Raw genomic sequence first — 18,052 nt, forward strand, 5'->3', positions numbered from 1 at the left:
CAGTTATTAAAAGAGCCAAAATACTTCATTATTTTTAGGAATTTGAAAATAGTGGGCGATGACTGCTTCTAGCACCACTTTTAAATTAAAGGACGAGGTTTAGAATGTCTTTGGGCTAAGTAGTCATTTGGGAATTGAATCAGGCAGCTCTGAGCCTAATACCGGACAGTCGAGTGTTAAGCCTGACTGGGAAGTTTGTGCCAATACCCACCATTAAGAGTCACTTCAGTTAAACTGATTTTAGCGATAAATTGTCAGTCTAGTTCGCAGCCCAAAAGGGGAGCTAACGACCTATAGCGGTCATAAGAGAATTCGAACTATCAGACTATATTGAGCCAAAGATCATCATACGATTAATCAAACTTGACTGACGTCAATGGAGCGATCAGCAGACGGTGGGCGGTGCTTGGTTTGGATTGGGAATGATGGGCTTAATTGATCCTAAAGTCATTCAGTGCGGCAAGATTGAATCATTTAAGAACTTAATCTGATCTATCTCAACTTAAGCAAACCTTAAGGTAATTAGAATAGGCTATTGTTTTATTATTCAATATGGATATTCACTTGATGTTGTCTATCGTTATCCCTGCCAAAAATGAGCAACAAAATGTCAAACCTTTAGTGAATGAAATTGTTGCTGCACTGAGAGATGTTGCAACTTTTGAAATTCTTTATATTGACGATGGTAGCGATGACGGCACTTATGCAGAAGCGATGGATATGCAGACCGAAACGACCCCAGAGATGCGGCCTTATAAACACTCTTTTTCTGTTGGCCAAAGTGGTGCGGTTCGAACCGGCGTATCAAAAGCAGTAGGTGATTTAATCGTAACCTTGGACGCAGATGGGCAAAATAATCCTGCCGATATTCCTTTGTTATTGGAACAAGCACTAAAACTTCCACAAGGTTCAGATTTTTGTGTGGCGGGTTACCGTAAACAACGCAAAGACACCCGTTGGAAGCGTTTTCAGTCAAGGATCGCAAACGGTGTACGCAGAAAATTGCTTGGTGATGACACCCCTGACACTGGCTGTGGTCTAAAGATATTCCCGCGAAAAACCTTTTTAGCATTACCTTACTTTGATCATATTCACCGTTTTCTTCCGGCTCTGGTTAAGCGTATTGGCGGCACAATAGTAGTAGTGGAAGTAAGTCATAGAGATCGTCAGTTTGGGGAATCGAAATACAATATGTTGGGGCGTTTAGGTGTGGGCTTGGTTGATATGTTGGGAGTGATTTGGCTACAGCGGCGTTATAAAGCCTCTATTGTAGTTGAAGATCATGACTGAACGTTTACTTGCACTGATTCGAGTCAAATGGTTGAAACGGGCTATGATTTTATTGACCATTTGCATATTTGGCGGGGCCATTGTAGCCAATAACATGGTATTTCAGTCATTTAACGAAAACTGGATAGATGCTCACATTAGAAATAATGGGTTCACTGGCATGTTGCTGTTTTTGGGACTCGGAGCAATAGCGACTGCATTAGGAAGCCCAAGACAATTGCTGGCTTTTTTTGGGGGGTATGCGTTTGGGTTTGTTAACGGTGCATTACTCTCGACTTTATCAGCAGGCTTGGGTTGTATTTTAAGTATGTATTTTGCGAGGTTTGCAGTAAGAAAACAGATTAAACAGCGCTACCCACAAAAAATATCCGCTATCGACCGCTTCTTAGCTAAAAGCCCCTTTACAAAAACTATCGTTATCAGGCTTTTGCCAATTGGAAATAATTTGGTGACTAATCTGGTTGCCGGTGTCAGCCATGTGAGTGGTCTGTCTTTTGTATTGGGCTCTTTGATTGGTTACCTGCCGCAAATGGCCATTTTTGCTTTAATGGGCAAGGGGGTAATTGTTCTATCTATTTGGAAAGTCGTTTTAAGTATTGCGCTATTTGTTATTTCAAGTCTGTTGAGTGTCAGGCTCTATAAACAATACAAAGCAGATAGTTTGATTGATGACAGTGAGCTAGCCGATCTTGAAAATATGCAACGAGATGAGGCAATCAATAAATGACCCCAAATAATAGCTGGGGTGAGTATTTTTATAATATATCCTCTGAGCATCGCCATGCGCTATTTTGGTTAATGTCGATTACTGCTAGCTTGATATTAGTTGGGTTAGGGTTGCGGGATCCTTGGCCTGCCGACGAACCAAGATTTGCCTTGGTGGCAAAGGAAATGGTTGATACAGGGCAATGGTTTTTTCCTGCTAGAGCCCAAGAATTGTATCCTGACAAACCGCCTATTTTTATGTGGTCAATTGCGTTTTTCTATTGGGTAACCGATTCGATCACTGTTGCTTTTTTACTACCCTCAGCATTGAGTGGCTTATTGACCGTATTTTTAGTCTACGACATTGGGCGTAAGTTATGGTCAACCCAAGTCGGCTTTATCGCAGGGCTACTACTCACTTTTAGTATCCAGTTTATGTTACAGGCCAAAACGGCGCAGATTGATGCCATGGTGTGTGCTTTTATCACCCTAGGTTGTTACGGATTACTCAGATTTACTCTGGTTGATGGCAAGTGGCGCTGGTACTTCATGGCATGGTTTTTTATGGGCATAGGCGTAATAACCAAAGGTGTCGGCTTTTTGCCATTGCTAATGCTAATACCTTATATTTTGTTGCGCCTTTCTGGTAAGCAATATGCACAGGCTCCCATTATCAGCCATCATTGGTTTTGGTATCTCGGGCCGCTGGTCATGCTATTTGCCATATCCCTTTGGTTTGTACCTATGTTGTGGTGGGTAGAGCAAAGTCAAAACCCATTATATGAAGTGTATCGTGACAATATTCTGTTCAAACAGACTGTGACCCGGTATGCCAATTCATGGCACCACATTAAACCTTTTTGGTACTACTTAACCTCTGTTATCCCCGTTTTTTGGCTACCCATTAGTCTAGCCTTACCTTGGTTAGTCAAGCCTTGGTGCAAGGCGATTAAACAATTAGATGCGAGGATCATATTGCCTCTTAGTTGGATTATGCTGGTGATACTGTTTTTCAGTCTAAGTTCAGGTAAACGTGGCGTATATGTTCTGCCTGCGTTGCCTATGCTGGCATTGATAACGGCTCCGTATTTTGCTCAGTTATTGAAAAGTAAAGTGCTTGTTAGTCTGGTATGGACAACCGTAGGATTGCTGTCTACAGCATTTGTTGTTTTTGCACTGGCAGGCTTCGCAGAGGTTAGTTTTACTGTTGGTATAAGTGATAAATACAATATTGTACCTTGGCTGTTTTTCCTCATAATTGGTGGCGCGGGGATATTCAGTTGTGCTTGGTGTTTTAAAGGTAAAAAGTGGCAAAGTTGGCCAATTTTTATCACAGTGTTGTGGGGTGTTTACAGTACCTTGGGATATCAGTTGCTTAATGACGTGCGAACACCTAAAAACATATATCGAGAAGTCAGTAACATTATCGAACCTGATGCAGAAGTGGCGCTTGTGGATTTCTCTGAACAGTTTATTTTGTTTTCGCCTTACCCAATCACTCATTTTGGCTACCATACACAGCATCAAAAACAACTGGCTGCTGCTTGGGAATGGCAAAAAACGCAACCACAGAGATATGTCATTATGAATTATGAACTGGTTACCGATTGTTTTGACAAAAATAAGGCGATGCATCTAGGCTTCGCCCATAGGGTCGACTGGGTTCTATTAAATGCTGCTAGTCGTTTGGATAGTTGTACTCAGGCCCCCGAGAATTTGCCTGAATATCGATATGGATATTGAATAAAAAAAGTTGCACGCTTTACGTTTCACTAAAGTCTACAAAGACCGCTTTGTCGGATCACCTGCCATTAGGATACCAATCGATAACATCAAATAGTTTAAAGTTATACAGATTGCTTGAACGACTATAGATCGCTCTAAAGGGACTAAACCACAATAAATCGCTACGTCCGCTTCCTTGGGCAAAGGAGACGGTCGGCCAAGTTAAATTTAGTAACTTCTTTTAGGCTCTAAGCAGCCTGTCAGATAACTCCTGCTCACCGTCTGAACATGGCACGAAGCCGTCTGTAAGGTTTGGTCAAGCTCTGTATATAGAAAATGTAAGATTGAGTTCAGATTAATTCACCTTAATTTGTTAACACCAAGCGACTTTGTCGTATCTTAATTACCAAGCAATTCTGTCGTAATTGCTAATTACCAAGGGAAACTGTCGGTCTCTTTTTTTACATGTTTGTTAGTGTTCTTGTTTTTTGAATACTAGAGGCATGTTGAGGATGATTGTGATGGATTCTAAAGCTCAACTAACCGTTGATATAATTGCCAAAGTGGTTGAAGGCAGAATAACAATTGCCAATGCAGCTAAGCTACTCAGTAAGTCTAGACGTTCAATAGAACGCTATGTAAAGAGATATCAGAAAGTCGGTATTCAGTTTGTTGTCCATGGTAACAGTGGTAAGTCACCACCAAATAAAACACCAGCGTCAATTAAAAAAGCAGTTCAATCTTTAATTAAAGATAAGTATTTTGATTTGAATTTGCTGCACTTGGCTGAGCAGCTTGAAGTGAATGAACAGATAACTGTAAAGCGAGAAACACTGCGTGGATGGGCACATGATATTCACCATGTAAAACGTGCTAAACGTCGGCGCGGTATCGTACGTAAACGCAGAGAGCGTATGGCAGCGCCGGGCTTAATGATGCAGATGGATGGTAGTCCCCATCGTTGGTTTGGCGATAAGAAGCATTGTTTGATTGCGATGATTGATGATGCCACCAGTGAAGTACATGCAGAGTTCTTCCCATCTGAAACCACCGCTGGTTGCATGAAAGTCATGCGCGATTGCATCGAAACTAAGGGCGTGTTTAAAACGCTGTACGTGGATAGAGCGGGTATCTTCGGTGGCCCTAAGCGTTGCAACTTCTCACAAATGCAGCGTGCATGTGAAGAATTGGGTATTGAGATTATCTTCGCCAATTCGCCTCAAGGTAAAGGCCGTGTTGAACGTGCCTTTGATACATTTCAAGACCGCCTTGTACCTGAGCTAAGGCTTAACAATATTAAAGATATAGCCAGTGCCAATGCATACCTGAAACATGTATTCATCCCACAATTCTGGCAGTCTAGAATTCAAGTGAAATCAAAGCAAGCGCCTGAATTTACACCATTATCGAAACACACCAACCTTGATGATATCTGCGTCATTAAAGACCATCGTAAGATCCGCAATGACCACACCTTCAGCTACGGTAACAAGTTCTATTTGATTGATTCACCGCTAAAACATTCCATAGCTAATCAGAAAATTGAGATCCGAAATACCAGCAAGAAAGGCTTCACCGCACACTTCGCAGGGCGGCAACTCAAGGTATCTGAAGTAAATGAGCCAAGTAAGCTTGAATCAGAAGACTTAGCAGTACAAAAGAAACTAGAGGTATTAGCATTAATCAAAAAGCTTGGAAGTATCAGTGCAGCTTCACGCCAAAGTGGCGTGTCACGAGACACTATTCACCGACACTTAAGACTGGTTAAGCAAGGCGGTCCTGATGCCTTAAAACGTCAAGAAACTCCCGATATAAGGCATAAAAACTGTGTACATAAAGCCATCGAAGATGCAGTCGTAAAATTCTCCGTTGAGCATCCCCACCTTGGTCAACAGAAAGTGGCCATCAAGCTGACTGAAGCCCTCGGTATTGATATTAGCGCAGGCGGTGTGCGTAGCATGTGGCTAAGAAACAATATGAATACCACTGCACTGAGAGTTGAAAAGTCGCAAGCGTTGCAAGAATCGGCATAAATCATAGCCAGTTTAACAACTGGCTGATATGCTATTTACGACAAAGTCGCTCGGTAATTAGACCGACAGTCTCCCTTGGTAATCACATTAATTCACCTTAATTAATTCACCTTAATTGTTGAGAATTCATGAGCCCCATATCAAAAAATTCTCAACTTATTGCTTAATATCGGTGAGAATTACACAAAGCAGGCTACAGGCTTTATTTAGAAAGGTTTTTCATAACATTTTAGGGGGTAAAACGTGTAACGGTGAACAATGACGGATGCATCGTTGCTGCTTGTGGTCTAGCGAAAAAATTAGGTCTGTCCCTCAAATTCAAACCGTACTTTCAAATTAAAAAGGAATTAGATAAAGCGGGTGTCGTGCCGAGAAGCTCAAATTATGCTTTATATGCGGACCTTAGTAATAAGATGATGGAGACTTGCTCACGGTTTGCCAAGGAAAGTTACGTCTATTCGATTGACGAATGTTTTTTGGACTTTGGGGACTTTTACTCTGCTCAAGACGAAAGTCAATGGCTTGAGCTAGGGGAACTCATGAGGCGCACTGTATGGCGAGAAGTGAGGCTACCAATTGGCGTGGGCATCGGTGTAACACCGACGCTTGCAAAAGCAGCTAATCACGCATCTAAACGAATACATGGCTATCACGGTGTTGCTGTTATCAACGATGAAAAATCAAGGTTCAACATACTGTCTCAAATGGCATTATCAGACATTTGGGGAATTGGCGGAAAACTGTCAAAGCGACTAGAAGCTATCGGCTATAAAACAGCGTGGGATTTGAGTAAAGCCAACCCGCAAGAAATACGCAAAGGTTTCTCTATACTTGTTGAAAATACCGTTCGTGAGTTACGTGGCGAAGTTCGCTTGAGTTGGGATGATCACAGACCAGCAAAAAAAGAAATTTACAGTAGCCGGTCATTTGGTGAGCGCGTGACGTGCAAAGATGAATTAAGACGCTCCTTGATCGGTCATGCCGAAGCCGTCGCTAGAAAGCTAAGAAAGCAAGGCTCCTTAACAAAAGCACTGACGGTGTTCGCTTCAAACTCACCTCACGATGATGATAGGGTTTATTCAAAACAAATTGTCGTGAAGATGGAAGTGCCAAGTTGTGATTCACGCTTGATTTCGAATCGGGTTTCCCAAGCGCTTGAGAAAATATATAAGCCTGGGGTGCGATTTTATAAATCAGGGGTTCTAGGGATTTTCCCCTCTAAAGTAACATAAATCGCCATAACCCAAGCAGTTAGTGGCTTGTGGAGCTGGGTTACCTTTCATTTTAGACTTCATTTTGAACAATAGGCCTAGTTATTTCCTGTAAATCAGGTAGTTTGCGGTTACTAGCGAACTGATAAGTGCCGCTTAGATTAATATTCTGCCATGCAACGGGTGATACTTGTCGAGTTATTGCAGCTTTTTCCTCGTCACCAACGTCTTCAAAGTGCAGTAGTAGATGACTTAGGATCATCGAGTTAAAGTAAATAATTGCATTTGCCGTCAAACGGGCACACTCGTTCCAAACGACTATTTCTGATTCGTTTTTTCCGCGGAACTGGTCACGATTGACCGATGCAATGGCTCGCCTGAGGAAATGCCAGGCTTCGCCTCGGTTCAGTGCTCGTTGAACATATTGGCGCAGACTTGCATCATCAATATAATCAAGTAAATATTGGGCTTTGATGAGCCTATTATATTCCGTTAATGCTTGTAATATAGGGTGTCCAGATGGATAACCAGATAATTTGCGTACTAGCAATGCCTGTGTTGTGCGTTTTTCTTGAAGGGATAACACAATACGCTGAATATCCTGCCAGCCTTCCTCAATCACATTCATTTTTATCGGCTTTTTCAGCGCCAGATGCGTATTTCCGTCGTCGCTTTCAGTTACGTTAAATAGGTCATTGATCACACTGGTGAACTGAGCATACCTAGGCGCAAAACTATAACCGCATAAATCCAATAAGGCATAATTAACATGATTAACACCATGGGTGTCGGTTGAGAGTACGTCAGGCTTAAGATCACTAGTATTAGATTGTAGTAAGTCGTAAATATAATGGGACTCATGCTCATTAGATCCTATTATACGGGCATTTAACGCACTATGATTGGCAACTAACGTCATGGCCGTAATACCTTTGTTGGTGCCGAAGTATTTCGAGGAGTAGCGAGTTTTAAAAGTCTCAAGGTGAGTTTCAAATTTTTGCCCATCGGTACTGGCGTGTAGGACGTCTTCTTGGATGTGATAGTGACGGAAAATAGGGAGTGCCGCTACTGCGTTATTGATGATATCACTTGCCTCTTGCAAGGTTTCAGGCCTAATATAATTAGCTTGTATAGTGCTTAGATGCTCATAACTGCGATCAGATATTTGTGCCATCCCATATACGCCACGATGTGTCGCATTCGCAATGAGAATAGCCAATAAATCATCCTGATTGGCGCCTACTTGTTTTTGGATTGGCAGCACGTGTGCGAAGCATTGCATAAAGTTGGTTTCTTGTTCAACATAACGCAACACATCAGCAATACTGACGGGGATCATCTGTTTAAAGAAGGGGTTGTTGACAAATGATCGGGAGCCTTTAACTGGCAGTCGCCATCGTGCGCCACTTCGGCTCTTCATGATCACATTGCGGTTATCACCATTATCAATGTGACGAGCAACATCTTCTAGGGATGTTGCTAAGCGTATTTGTTTTACTTGCAGTAGCTTCTGAATCGGCTGCTTTAGCTTTTCCAACGTTGACGATGCCAATAGATCAGACTGTATTGACGATGCAATTAAGTCGTCTTCTAGCGCACGATATTTAGTGACGTTTGATAAGTAAATTCGACCATTAAGCCGAGAAGCCAGTTGACGGTAAAGCAACCATTCGTATCGCTGTGGATGAACAACATCGTTGTTGAGTAACCATGGACGATGTTTTTGTTGGATAAGTGTACTATCCATTGTTTGCAATGTATTACCTGCTAATAGTTCTGTTTTTGTGGTTCTGAGCTGTGTCACCAATACTTCTGAGCCTTTACCTGCTTGGCATTCAAGACATAGAAACACGGGCCTTAATAACTGTTCAAGTAAGGTGTTTTGATCATCATAATATTGCCATTGATATTCTTCTACTGTGCGTTTTTGCTTTTTTAAGTACAGGCATAGCGTTTCTATATCTTGGTTATTCATTACACTTAATGCTTGTTGCCTAACCGTTGCAAATGGTTGATTATCGTCGATACTGTCATCAACAAACAGATGGAGTAATTCTGCAGCTTTGGTGACATTGTCCGCAGCTGACCTCCATGAATCAAACACTGCCTGTTGGGCAAACGCATGCGCAGCTTCTTGTTGTTTCCGGATATGATGAATAAAACCATCAGTCAGTCGCTCTAAGCTTTGCCGTATGCGTTGAGTCAGAAAACACAGCAACCATAGGTGTTGCTGTGGACGCTTAAAGCGTTTTAGTTTACTACCATAATAATCCACCATTTCACCGAAGTGTTGTTGGTTTTTAGACGATAAGGCTAAGTCCTTAACAGCATCATCAATCTGTCTTGTATAAGGCTGTAACTGATGATAAACAATCAGTTCTTTTTTTAGCTCTGTCACCATAACGCTTTTTGCACCTGCTCGAAGCTGGCTTAAGGAGAGCCCATCTTTGTCATCGATAATAGTATTTAGAAATTCGTGTAGTTCAGATGAAACATGAATACGAAGCTTATTATTTAACCCCTTCTTTACCTGTTGGATAACACGACTGATAAGCTTTTGTAAGACAGTATATTTAGGGATGGCAATTCTATGAGTTGCTAGAGATTCAGCGGCTGCATCGAATAGATAACGAGGCTCAAGCCAAGCTTTGCCGACCATTACAAGATGATCGTACAACGGCGCAAAGTGCAGACTTTCTTCCCATTTCTGATAGTTTAGTAGCCTCAGTATTCTTTGATAAATACGGTCACGCTGCATCTTATTTATGCTGAAAGGCCTGAGCCCTTTGCCTCCTTGAACTTGCGTTGAAATAAACTGCATATCGTTAAAGATGAGGTTAAAGCTAGGTGAAAGAATGACAGGCTTAGACTTAAAATACCCTAATAACGCAATGAAATAGCATCGATGGCTCCTTAGGCGAATGCTTTTCGACTCTGTTAACTCGATCTCGTTTTGCGTAAAATACAATCGTTGCTGTTCAAGGGTTAATAGTGGCGGAGAATATAGATCAAGCTGCTCAGCTTTGGTAAGAATTGAGAGTTCGTTTTTTATAGCCATAGGAATTACGTTAAGTTTAAGGGGTAGTTAACCTCATAATTTGCCATACTTTGGAGAAGTAACCCACCTTTGTATGCCTTTAGATATCGTGAGTATGGCGATTTATGTTACTTTAGAGGGGAAAATCCCTAGAACCCCATAAAGTTAGTGACTCGCTGACCACTCGAACCCGTTAACAATTTGCGCCCACTGAAGTTTGGATGCTTTTTGGTTTGACTCCAAATTAACGAATGAAAGGTAGACACAAAGATTTGCTTACGTTTGTGCCCCTTAACCAATCTACCTACTCTCGACTTCATTTCAGCAGCTGATGCATTGGAGAACGTTAAAGCGATTACTTTATGTAGTGGATTTTCGACCAGATTACTGATGAATGAAATCATCGTATGAGTTTTACCAGCACCAGGCAGTGCCAAAACAAGGTTATGGTATTTCAAGCTCTTTGTTACTGCGTCTTGTTCAGTGCTTAAACTCACGATGTGTCCTAAATATGTCGGCCCTAGATATATTTCACAAGAATATCAGCACGACACTCCATTCTTGCGCGTTTGAAGTGCCAATTTGGACGTTGAACATTAATTTCGTGCATTATGGTTGAATAATACTCGGCAGATTACGAGTTTGATCAAGTTTTACTTAGACGATTTATCACCCCAATACCTCTTAACTTCTTCACGCCAGTCAGAGTGTCGCTGTAAACAAAGTCTGACATAGGCAACTTCCAGCTTTCAATAATGATTTCCAGAAAAGATATAACCATACTTTGACATAAAATGTACCCATAGTCTGACAAATCGGAACGGCACCTAGATACTATAATTAAGAATTGTCAGTTTATGACAACTGAAAGCGTATCTCTTTGTAACTCACTTTTGGACAGAAGTTCGTTAGAGTTTCTACTTAATTTAGCAAAATACGGATTAAGTCAGGTATGGGAAAGTCCCGATTTCAGATAATAAGTGCGACATTCATGGAAAGGTGTAGAAGAGGAGGCCAACTGCTAAAAGTGGTACGCTCTTCTCGTCAAAGAAACAAGCAGTACTACCATGAATTATCAGCAGTTGACCGAGGGCAGAAGATATCAGATTTCGGCTCTTTTGGAACGGGGAATTTCGGTTTCTGAAATAGCTAAAACTGTTCAGTGCCATCGCTCTACGGTATACCGGGAGCTTAAACGCGGCCGCAAGGGCAGACATTATTGTCCTAACGAAGCCCAGATGTTATCAATCAAAAAACGCACATCAGCGCGTAAATACCGTATACCACAGGAGCGTGTTGATTTTATCCGCTTGCTTTTAGAAGCGGATTGGAGCCCAGAGCAAATTTCCAGTGTATTAACGAAAGTCGGTGCCGCTGTCAGCCATGAGTGGATCTACCGATTTGTTGCACAGGATAAACGCTTGGGTGGCAAGCTATATCGCCATTTGAGACAAGGACACAAGCGGTATCGTCGCGGTAAAAAAGAAAAAGCGCCCGCTATCAAGAATGCCGTTTCTATCGATGTTCGGCCAAGCATCGTTGACAGTAAGGAGCGATTTGGTGATTGGGAAATCGACACTGTCTTAGGCAAACACGGCACTGGGGCTATGGTGACTATTTTGGAGCGTAAAACACGATTTTACGTGGTAAAAAAAGTGCCATCTAAGTCAGCAGATGATGTCACCAAAGCAACCATAGAGCTACTCATGCCTTATAAGGAGCATGTGCATACCATCACGGCAGATAACGGGAGAGAGTTTGCAGGTCATGAAACCATCGCAAAGGAGTTGGAAGCTGATGTGTATTTTGCCCACCCTTATAGCTCTTGGGAGCGTGGAGCCAATGAGAATGCTAACGGCCTTTTAAGGCAATATGTGAAAAAAGGAACCGATCTAACAACAGTAACGGATAGCGATATTGAATTCGCTCTATCGCGAATAAATTATCGACCAAGAAAGTGTTTAGGCTTCAAGCAGCCAGCGATTGTATTTAAAGAAATGGCATTGGCTGCTTGATATTGACGAGTGTCGCACTTCGCAGTTGAATTCGGGGTTAACCTGATGTTAGTTGTTAGTTATTGCAGAATGAACTCTGTTCGTCTTTTGATGTGCAATATTGTAACCTCCCTTAAAGTCAGAATGTTTTAAATAGAGTTTTCCATTTACACTAAACCAAATGGAGAATCACATGAAAAAGACACGTTTTACTGAAAGCCAAATTATCAATATCCTCAAAGAAGGCGAGTCTGGCGCACTCACGGTGCCTGAGTTATGTCGCAAACATAATGTAGGTCAAAGCACCTATTACAAATGGAAATCAAAATACGGTGGGATGCAAGCCTCAGATTTAACGCGTATGCGTGAATTAGAAGCCGAGAACGCCAAACTTAAAAAGATGTTTGCGGATGTCAGCTTACAAAACATGGCACTCAAAGACATTGTTGAAAAAAAGCTATAAAGCCAGCAGAGCGAAAGGTATTAGCCCACTATGCCATTAATGAATTTGGCCTAGGTGTTGTGTTGGCTTGTGATGCGTTAAGTATCAGTCGTTGCACATTTTATTATCAACTTAAACGTGTCGATGATAATGACATCATTGAGGCTGTATCAGACATTGCAGAGAAACATAAGGCCTATGGGTTTCGGAAGATATTTAAGCGACTACGGCTCCTAGGGCATAAATGGAACCATAAACGTGTGTACCGTATTTATTGTGGTTTGAAGCTTAACTTACGGCGTAAAGGCAAAAAGCGCTTACCTTTTCGAGAGCCTGAGCCACTAGCCGTTCCTGGAAAGGCAAATGAATGCTGGTCAATGGATTTTATGAGCGATAACTTATTTTCTGGAAAGTCGTTTAGAACATTTAATGTCATTGATGATTATCATCGGGAAGCTTTAGCTATCGAAGTGGATTCGAGTTTGCCAGCTCAGCGAGTGATACGAGTACTTGATAGGGTTGCCGCTTATCGAGGTTATCCAAAGCGGTTAAGACAAGATAATGGACCTGAGTTTATCTCACATGCAATTGAGATTTGGGCTGAACAACACGGCATCAAGTTAGATTTTATTAAGCCAGGTAAACCTACGCAAAATGCGTATATTGAACGATTCAACCGCACTTATCGAAATGAAGTATTAGACAGTTACTTGTTCAATAGCTTGACTGAAGTTAGGGAAATCACAGATAGTTGGATTGAAGAATATAATTATGATCGGCCACATGAATCACTGAATGATTTACCGCCCAAACTGTATGAGCGGTTAAATAAGGAAAACTCTCTTAAAATATGATCGATATAAGGGATGGTTACAATATCTTCTCACCTAAAAATTCTGATACTTCAGAAGTAATCGTTAGGTTTGTATACGTATAACCATACATTAAAAGTGACGTGGCAAAATGGTCAAGTTAACCAGCTAATTATCAATGTAGCATTTGATAATTAGCTGGTTAAACGCTTCATGCGAAAGCAATTTAGAGTTCAAAAACATTCCGTCATCGTCATACATAACAAGAGAAAAACGGCTAAACTATTTTGTGTACCCTGCAAGCAGCCACTCAGCCAGTATGTTTGATTGCAGATCTTTGTACGAACCCAACTCTATTTTATAGTTATCCATCGTGTTAAAGATTACCTTTAACTCCCAATCATCCATCACTAACTTGCCTTACTGAGTTACACTGCTTACTTAGATGCTTGTAATACTTTTTCGAGCTCTTTATTTTCGATAACGTACAGCCTCTGTCCACGGAAAGGGGTCGTGTATATCGCGTTTTCTTCTAGCGCTTTCGATTCATGACGTTGAATCCAGACAGTATAACCAGGCTCTGTTCTCAAAAATGCATCACGCTCTGCTTGGTTGGATGGTACTAGATGTAGCGGTATCTCCAATTTTCCCGCGTATCCAAAAGTATTGTGGTATTTCCCTATAAATGAGACTTGATTCCCTTCAGATTGCAGTTGATGGATACGTTGACCTGGCTCAGTTACGTCGTAAACATTCTTGAGTACAGGAGACAAACTGGCGAATAGCGCAGATAAACTTAATAGTAGAGCTCCAATGTTCAATGCCAAACGATCGATAGGAAGTGTTTTTTTCCACAAAAGTAAACCGATAAGTAGTAGAGGAAGAATTCCCCAACTTTGATACAAATCAGTAATCTCTGCGCTTCGAAACGCTTTTGAAACCCAAAATTGTGAACCAAAAATTAAAACAACAATCAGGATGAGAATACCGACTACAGCGAACTCTGTTTTGAATTTTCTTAAATCAACTTGCTTAGCAATCCAAACAGCGACAAAAGGAAAAGTGGGGAATAAGTAATGGATCTGTTTACCGCTAAAACAGCTAAAAATTACAAGTATAATCGCGAATAAGGCAAGACATAATACCATTCCGCATAACTAAGTGATCATTGTTGCCCATTGTCGATGACACATTTTTTTCACACGCTCTTTATCTTCAATGAATGCATTCCACGCTTCACTACAGGCATCAACTATTGACTCGTAACCTTCAAAGCAACGATTAGCTAACTTATGCTGCCTCAACCAACTCCACACTTGCTCAATTGGGTTTAATTCCGGAGAATAAGGCGGTAGCTTTACGATAGATAGATTCTCAAAATCATCTGCAATATCATTAGCATGCCAACTCGCGCCATCCATAATCACGACAGCATAGCGCCCGCTTGATGTCGCCAAGGAAATTTGTCCCAAGTGTTGTCGCATTACCTCTTTATTGATGTAAGGTGAAATGAAGGCCTCAGTTGCTCCGCTTCTCGGACAAACCGCACCAAAAAGATGGACATACTCGAATTGCTGTTGCCTCACTGCGAGCGGACGGGTACCTTTTTCAGCCCAAAGTTTGGTGGTGGTATTTTGCTGACCAATACGCGCCTCATCTTGAAACCAGATATCTACATCAGCCGGCGACACAAAAACAGGGATGTCAACGATCGTTGACAAGGGGAAGTTTTTTAAAAGCCTCCATGACTTCAACATCTTGTTTCGGATGTTTAGAACGGCTAGAAAGCCAGCTAAATCCGAGTTTATAAAGTATTTTATAGACGTGATTGAGGTGAAACGAAATACCAAACTCGCTCAATATATAGCGTCGTATATCTTGACCTGTGAGTCTACCACCGGCCTCTGATTTGGCAGCCTCTGTCAACATCAGGGTTAACTGTTTGGCTTGCTCGTCTGTTAATCGCGGTGGTCTGCCTGAAGACTTTTTACTCTCAAGACCACTTAGGCCTTGGCTTAAATAATTGCTGATCCATTGATTCACAATCCGACGACTGACCTTGGTCATAGCAGCGACTTGAGTTCTATTCGCTCCCTCAAGAAAGTGTGCTACGGCCAATAATCGCAAACGCATTCGGGCATCTGCTGTTTGCTTGGATAGCCTGATTAATTCGAAACTGGTGTGTTGTTTCATTGCTAAAAAAGGTGAGTAACGGATATAGCAATTAGATCACATTTTTTCGCGGAATGGTATAAGGTATCACCGCGTTCAGTGACCACCCATGGTCGGCTACGCCAGAAACCACTTAAGAACAACCATGGAAATAAAAGAGCAGGAAGTAGAAGCACGTACCAATAGAATGGTCTTGCATGAGCAAAAGAATTTTGCATTCGATCAACAGATTGCCCCCAAAATATTGCTCTAGCGTATTCTTCACCTCCGGATATGGCGGCAGGGATTGCCCACATTAAGATAATAGCGACAGAGATAAGAACAGCCCAAAGTACTGCTTTGAAAAAGGCTTTATTAATATTGGACGGCGAAGGGTGCCAAATACGAACTAACATTACAAATGGCAAAAAATGCACAAAAATAACAGGACCTTTAGTAAGCAGCGCAAACCCGATTGCAGTTCCGGTGAACCAAATCCATACTGGTCGGTTCGACTCCGAGTATTTCCACAGACTCAATATTGCCAGCAAATAGAATACCGTGAGTATTAAATCAAACATTATCATGCCCGAATACAAAAACCACCCTAAGAAGCTAAACAATATGAGTGGGGACAAGACTTGTGCCTGTTTTGAATCGGGGTAAACTTTCCGAGCCAGTAGATTAACGAGAAAAAGATTTAACAAAGAAAAAACTGGCACCACCAAACGCGACACTGTTTCTGAAGTTCCGAATACAGACCAAACGATGTTAAACAACCAGAACATAAATGGCGGTTTATGGTCATAGGGACTTCCGTTTATGTGTGGTACTAACCAGTTTTTATCTAGCCACATTTCCCACGCGACAGATATATAACGGGTTTCATCTATAGGTAAGATAGGCCTAAAACTAACATTTACCGCTATAAAGACCAGCGCAGTGATAAATGTTAGCAGCCAATATTGCTTACTAGAGACACTAATAGGGTTAGGGTTAGGGTTAGGGTTATTTGTTAACATAGAATTGTTACTCACATCATAATAAAGATAATAAATCCATTTAATTTCTTATTTGATAGTCTTACTGGGATTAAAGAATTAGCCCATCGTCCCGTGTCTTCGCAGATCCACGCTTTCTAGTTCTGACCTAGCAAGTATCTGAACAAGCTAACCTAGACTTTGTGAAAACGGGTATCATAATTCCTCTTCCATTTTTAATAGTTCAACACGGCTCTTAATATGATCTCTGTAAAGAAACCCTGTGAGGATAGCGCTCATGACACCAAAGAAAATGCTAAGGTATATCATTGTGTTACTTGAAGACTGAATTCCTGCCCCCACAAGTGCAAAGATAATAATTTGCGGGAGATAACCGAGTATACTTGCAGTAAGAAATGCGAAAAAAGGTACTCGGACACTACCTGATAAGACGTTAGTCACAACGTTGTTCCCAATAGGAAATAGCCGTAACAGCAATATTTTGTAAAACGGCTTACGACTGGCAAAGGAATTGAACTTAATCATTTTGTTCGGGAAGCGTCGATATAACCAGTTTGCGAATATAAACCGAGCGCAGTAATAATTTAGTGCCGCTGCAAAAATACAAGCGAACAATGTTAATGTAACGCCTAAGTTGATACTGAATAAATACCCAAACACCAATGCAATTGCTTGCTTTGGCCCGCTAAAAGATAAAAAGATGACACTGAAAAGGAATACCACCATTTTCCCTGTCGTACCATTTTGTTGGATGTAACCGACAAGCCAGTTCTTATCTGTCAAATGAACCATAACAGGATTATCAAGCTGATTGGCAATCAGTACCCCAACAACAATGAGAAATAAAAGCTTAATCCACTTCATTATTTGCTATTCACACTACTTACAGCTTTGACCATTGGATTTTTAGTACGTCGTTGTAACCAAATGACACCAAGTAAATCTACGATGCCGACCCAAGCCCTGTTCCAAGCGTTGTAATTTGAAGTGCCGGCTTCTCTGTCTCTATGTGCCACTTGATGAACCACAATTTCACCATCTAAGGATTTGATCAACGCGGGTAAAAAACGGTGCATATGGTCAAAGAATGGCAATCGAAGATAGGTAGCTTTAGGAATGACTTTTAAGCCACAACCGGAGTCTGGTACGCCATCACCTAACAGAGCATGTCGTATTGTATTGGCGACTTTAGATTGGAAACGAACCCAAGCAGTATCTAAGCGTTTAGCCCTGTAGCCTGCAATACAGAAATGTGGTTTTTTCACTTGAGCGGCGAGCTCTAACATACTTGGCATGTCTGACGGATCATTCTGACCATCGGCATCTGATGTAATGATCCACTCACCTTTCGCATGTTTAACTGCGGTTAAAACAGCGGTACTTTGTCCGCAACTTTTCTCATGACTCACAATCTGCAAGTCGCAACCACACTCTTGTGCAGCATCAAGCGCTTCCTGCACGGTATTATCGGTACTGCCATCATCAGTGATGACAATTTCAAATTGAGGATAAACCTTCAAGCTGTCATGAATTTCTTTAACTAACTTCCCTATATTCCCTTGTTCATTTTTAGCTGGAATAACGACTGATATACTCGGCAACATGAGCTCTAACCTTGTTTAAGCTATCTGTAAATAAAAACCTACAGAAA

At 41.5% G+C, this 18,052-nt stretch carries 14 protein-coding genes; 7 read left to right on the forward strand and 7 right to left on the reverse strand.

The features are described 5' to 3' along the window. Positions 1–567 precede the first annotated feature (567 nt). The 5 genes from K8B83_RS03500 to K8B83_RS03520 all read left to right on the forward strand — a co-directional run bounded on the left by K8B83_RS03500 (position 568) and on the right by K8B83_RS03520 (position 6,985). Entirely contained in the window at positions 568–1,290 is a 723-nt protein-coding gene (locus K8B83_RS03500; RefSeq protein ID WP_188740974.1) for a glycosyltransferase family 2 protein, read from the forward strand. After that, entirely contained in the window at positions 1,283–2,017 is a 735-nt protein-coding gene (locus tag K8B83_RS03505; RefSeq protein WP_188740975.1) for a TVP38/TMEM64 family protein, read from the forward strand. Before K8B83_RS03500 ends, K8B83_RS03505 begins: the two co-directional genes overlap by 8 nt. Further along, on the forward strand, positions 2,014–3,738 hold the full coding sequence (locus K8B83_RS03510) for an ArnT family glycosyltransferase (protein WP_188740976.1): 1,725 nt from the start codon (positions 2,014–2,016) through the stop codon (positions 3,736–3,738). Before K8B83_RS03505 ends, K8B83_RS03510 begins: the two co-directional genes overlap by 4 nt. 494 nt (positions 3,739–4,232) lie before the next feature. Further along, positions 4,233–5,753, forward strand: a complete 1,521-nt coding sequence (locus tag K8B83_RS03515) for an ISNCY family transposase (RefSeq protein ID WP_223419159.1) — start codon at positions 4,233–4,235, stop codon at positions 5,751–5,753. Positions 5,754–6,004: 251 nt separating this feature from the next. Then, the gene (locus tag K8B83_RS03520; RefSeq protein WP_223419161.1) at positions 6,005–6,985 is read left to right on the forward strand and encodes a Y-family DNA polymerase; all 981 of its coding nucleotides are present in this window, start codon (positions 6,005–6,007) and stop codon (positions 6,983–6,985) included. 52 nt (positions 6,986–7,037) lie between these two features. Here K8B83_RS03520 and K8B83_RS03525 read toward each other — a convergent pair whose 3' ends face one another. Both K8B83_RS03525 and K8B83_RS03530 read right to left on the reverse strand, forming a co-directional pair. Next, the gene (locus K8B83_RS03525; protein WP_223419163.1) at positions 7,038–10,022 is read right to left on the reverse strand and encodes a Tn3 family transposase; all 2,985 of its coding nucleotides are present in this window, start codon (positions 10,020–10,022) and stop codon (positions 7,038–7,040) included. Positions 10,023–10,150: 128 nt separating this feature from the next. Then, positions 10,151–10,498 carry a UvrD-helicase domain-containing protein gene (locus K8B83_RS03530; protein WP_188741259.1) on the reverse strand — a complete coding sequence of 116 codons (348 nt, stop codon included), beginning with the start codon at positions 10,496–10,498 and terminating at the stop codon, positions 10,151–10,153. A 570-nt stretch (positions 10,499–11,068) separates the two neighbouring features. Between K8B83_RS03530 and K8B83_RS03535 the strand changes: the two genes are divergently transcribed. Together K8B83_RS03535 and K8B83_RS03540 are read left to right on the forward strand one after the other, a co-directional pair. Next, the gene (locus tag K8B83_RS03535; protein ID WP_041155238.1) at positions 11,069–12,016 is read left to right on the forward strand and encodes an IS30 family transposase; all 948 of its coding nucleotides are present in this window, start codon (positions 11,069–11,071) and stop codon (positions 12,014–12,016) included. A gap of 172 nt (positions 12,017–12,188) precedes the next feature. Beyond that, a protein-coding gene (locus K8B83_RS03540) for an IS3 family transposase (RefSeq protein WP_223419165.1) occupies positions 12,189–13,291 on the forward strand; the annotation gives its coding sequence in 2 pieces (ribosomal slippage) (positions 12,189–12,453 and positions 12,453–13,291; 1,104 coding nt in all). Positions 13,292–13,686: 395 nt separating this feature from the next. On the opposite strand, the gene K8B83_RS03545 is transcribed toward K8B83_RS03540, so the two are convergent. The 5 genes from K8B83_RS03545 to K8B83_RS03565 form a co-directional block, all read right to left on the reverse strand. Continuing rightward, positions 13,687–14,397, reverse strand: a complete 711-nt coding sequence (locus K8B83_RS03545; RefSeq protein ID WP_188741261.1) for a hypothetical protein — start codon at positions 14,395–14,397, stop codon at positions 13,687–13,689. Between the two features lie 9 nt (positions 14,398–14,406). Then, positions 14,407–15,442 (reverse strand): IS630 family transposase gene (locus tag K8B83_RS03550; RefSeq protein WP_398410195.1). Its coding sequence is split into 2 segments (ribosomal slippage): positions 14,407–14,976 and positions 14,978–15,442, totalling 1,035 coding nucleotides; the frame shifts between segments, so codons are not numbered across the junction. A gap of 2 nt (positions 15,443–15,444) precedes the next feature. Then, positions 15,445–16,422 carry an ArnT family glycosyltransferase gene (locus K8B83_RS03555; RefSeq protein ID WP_188740964.1) on the reverse strand — a complete coding sequence of 326 codons (978 nt, stop codon included), beginning with the start codon at positions 16,420–16,422 and terminating at the stop codon, positions 15,445–15,447. Positions 16,423–16,596: 174 nt separating this feature from the next. After that, positions 16,597–17,265, reverse strand: a complete 669-nt coding sequence (locus tag K8B83_RS03560; RefSeq protein ID WP_188740965.1) for a TVP38/TMEM64 family protein — start codon at positions 17,263–17,265, stop codon at positions 16,597–16,599. Beyond that, positions 17,265–18,005 (reverse strand): glycosyltransferase family 2 protein, encoded by a 741-nt coding sequence (locus K8B83_RS03565; RefSeq protein ID WP_188740966.1) that lies wholly within the window; start codon positions 18,003–18,005, stop codon positions 17,265–17,267. Before K8B83_RS03565 ends, K8B83_RS03560 begins: the two co-directional genes overlap by 1 nt. Positions 18,006–18,052 lie beyond the last annotated feature (47 nt).

This window comes from Shewanella inventionis, assembly GCF_019931735.1.
Taxonomy (GTDB): domain Bacteria; phylum Pseudomonadota; class Gammaproteobacteria; order Enterobacterales; family Shewanellaceae; genus Shewanella; species Shewanella inventionis.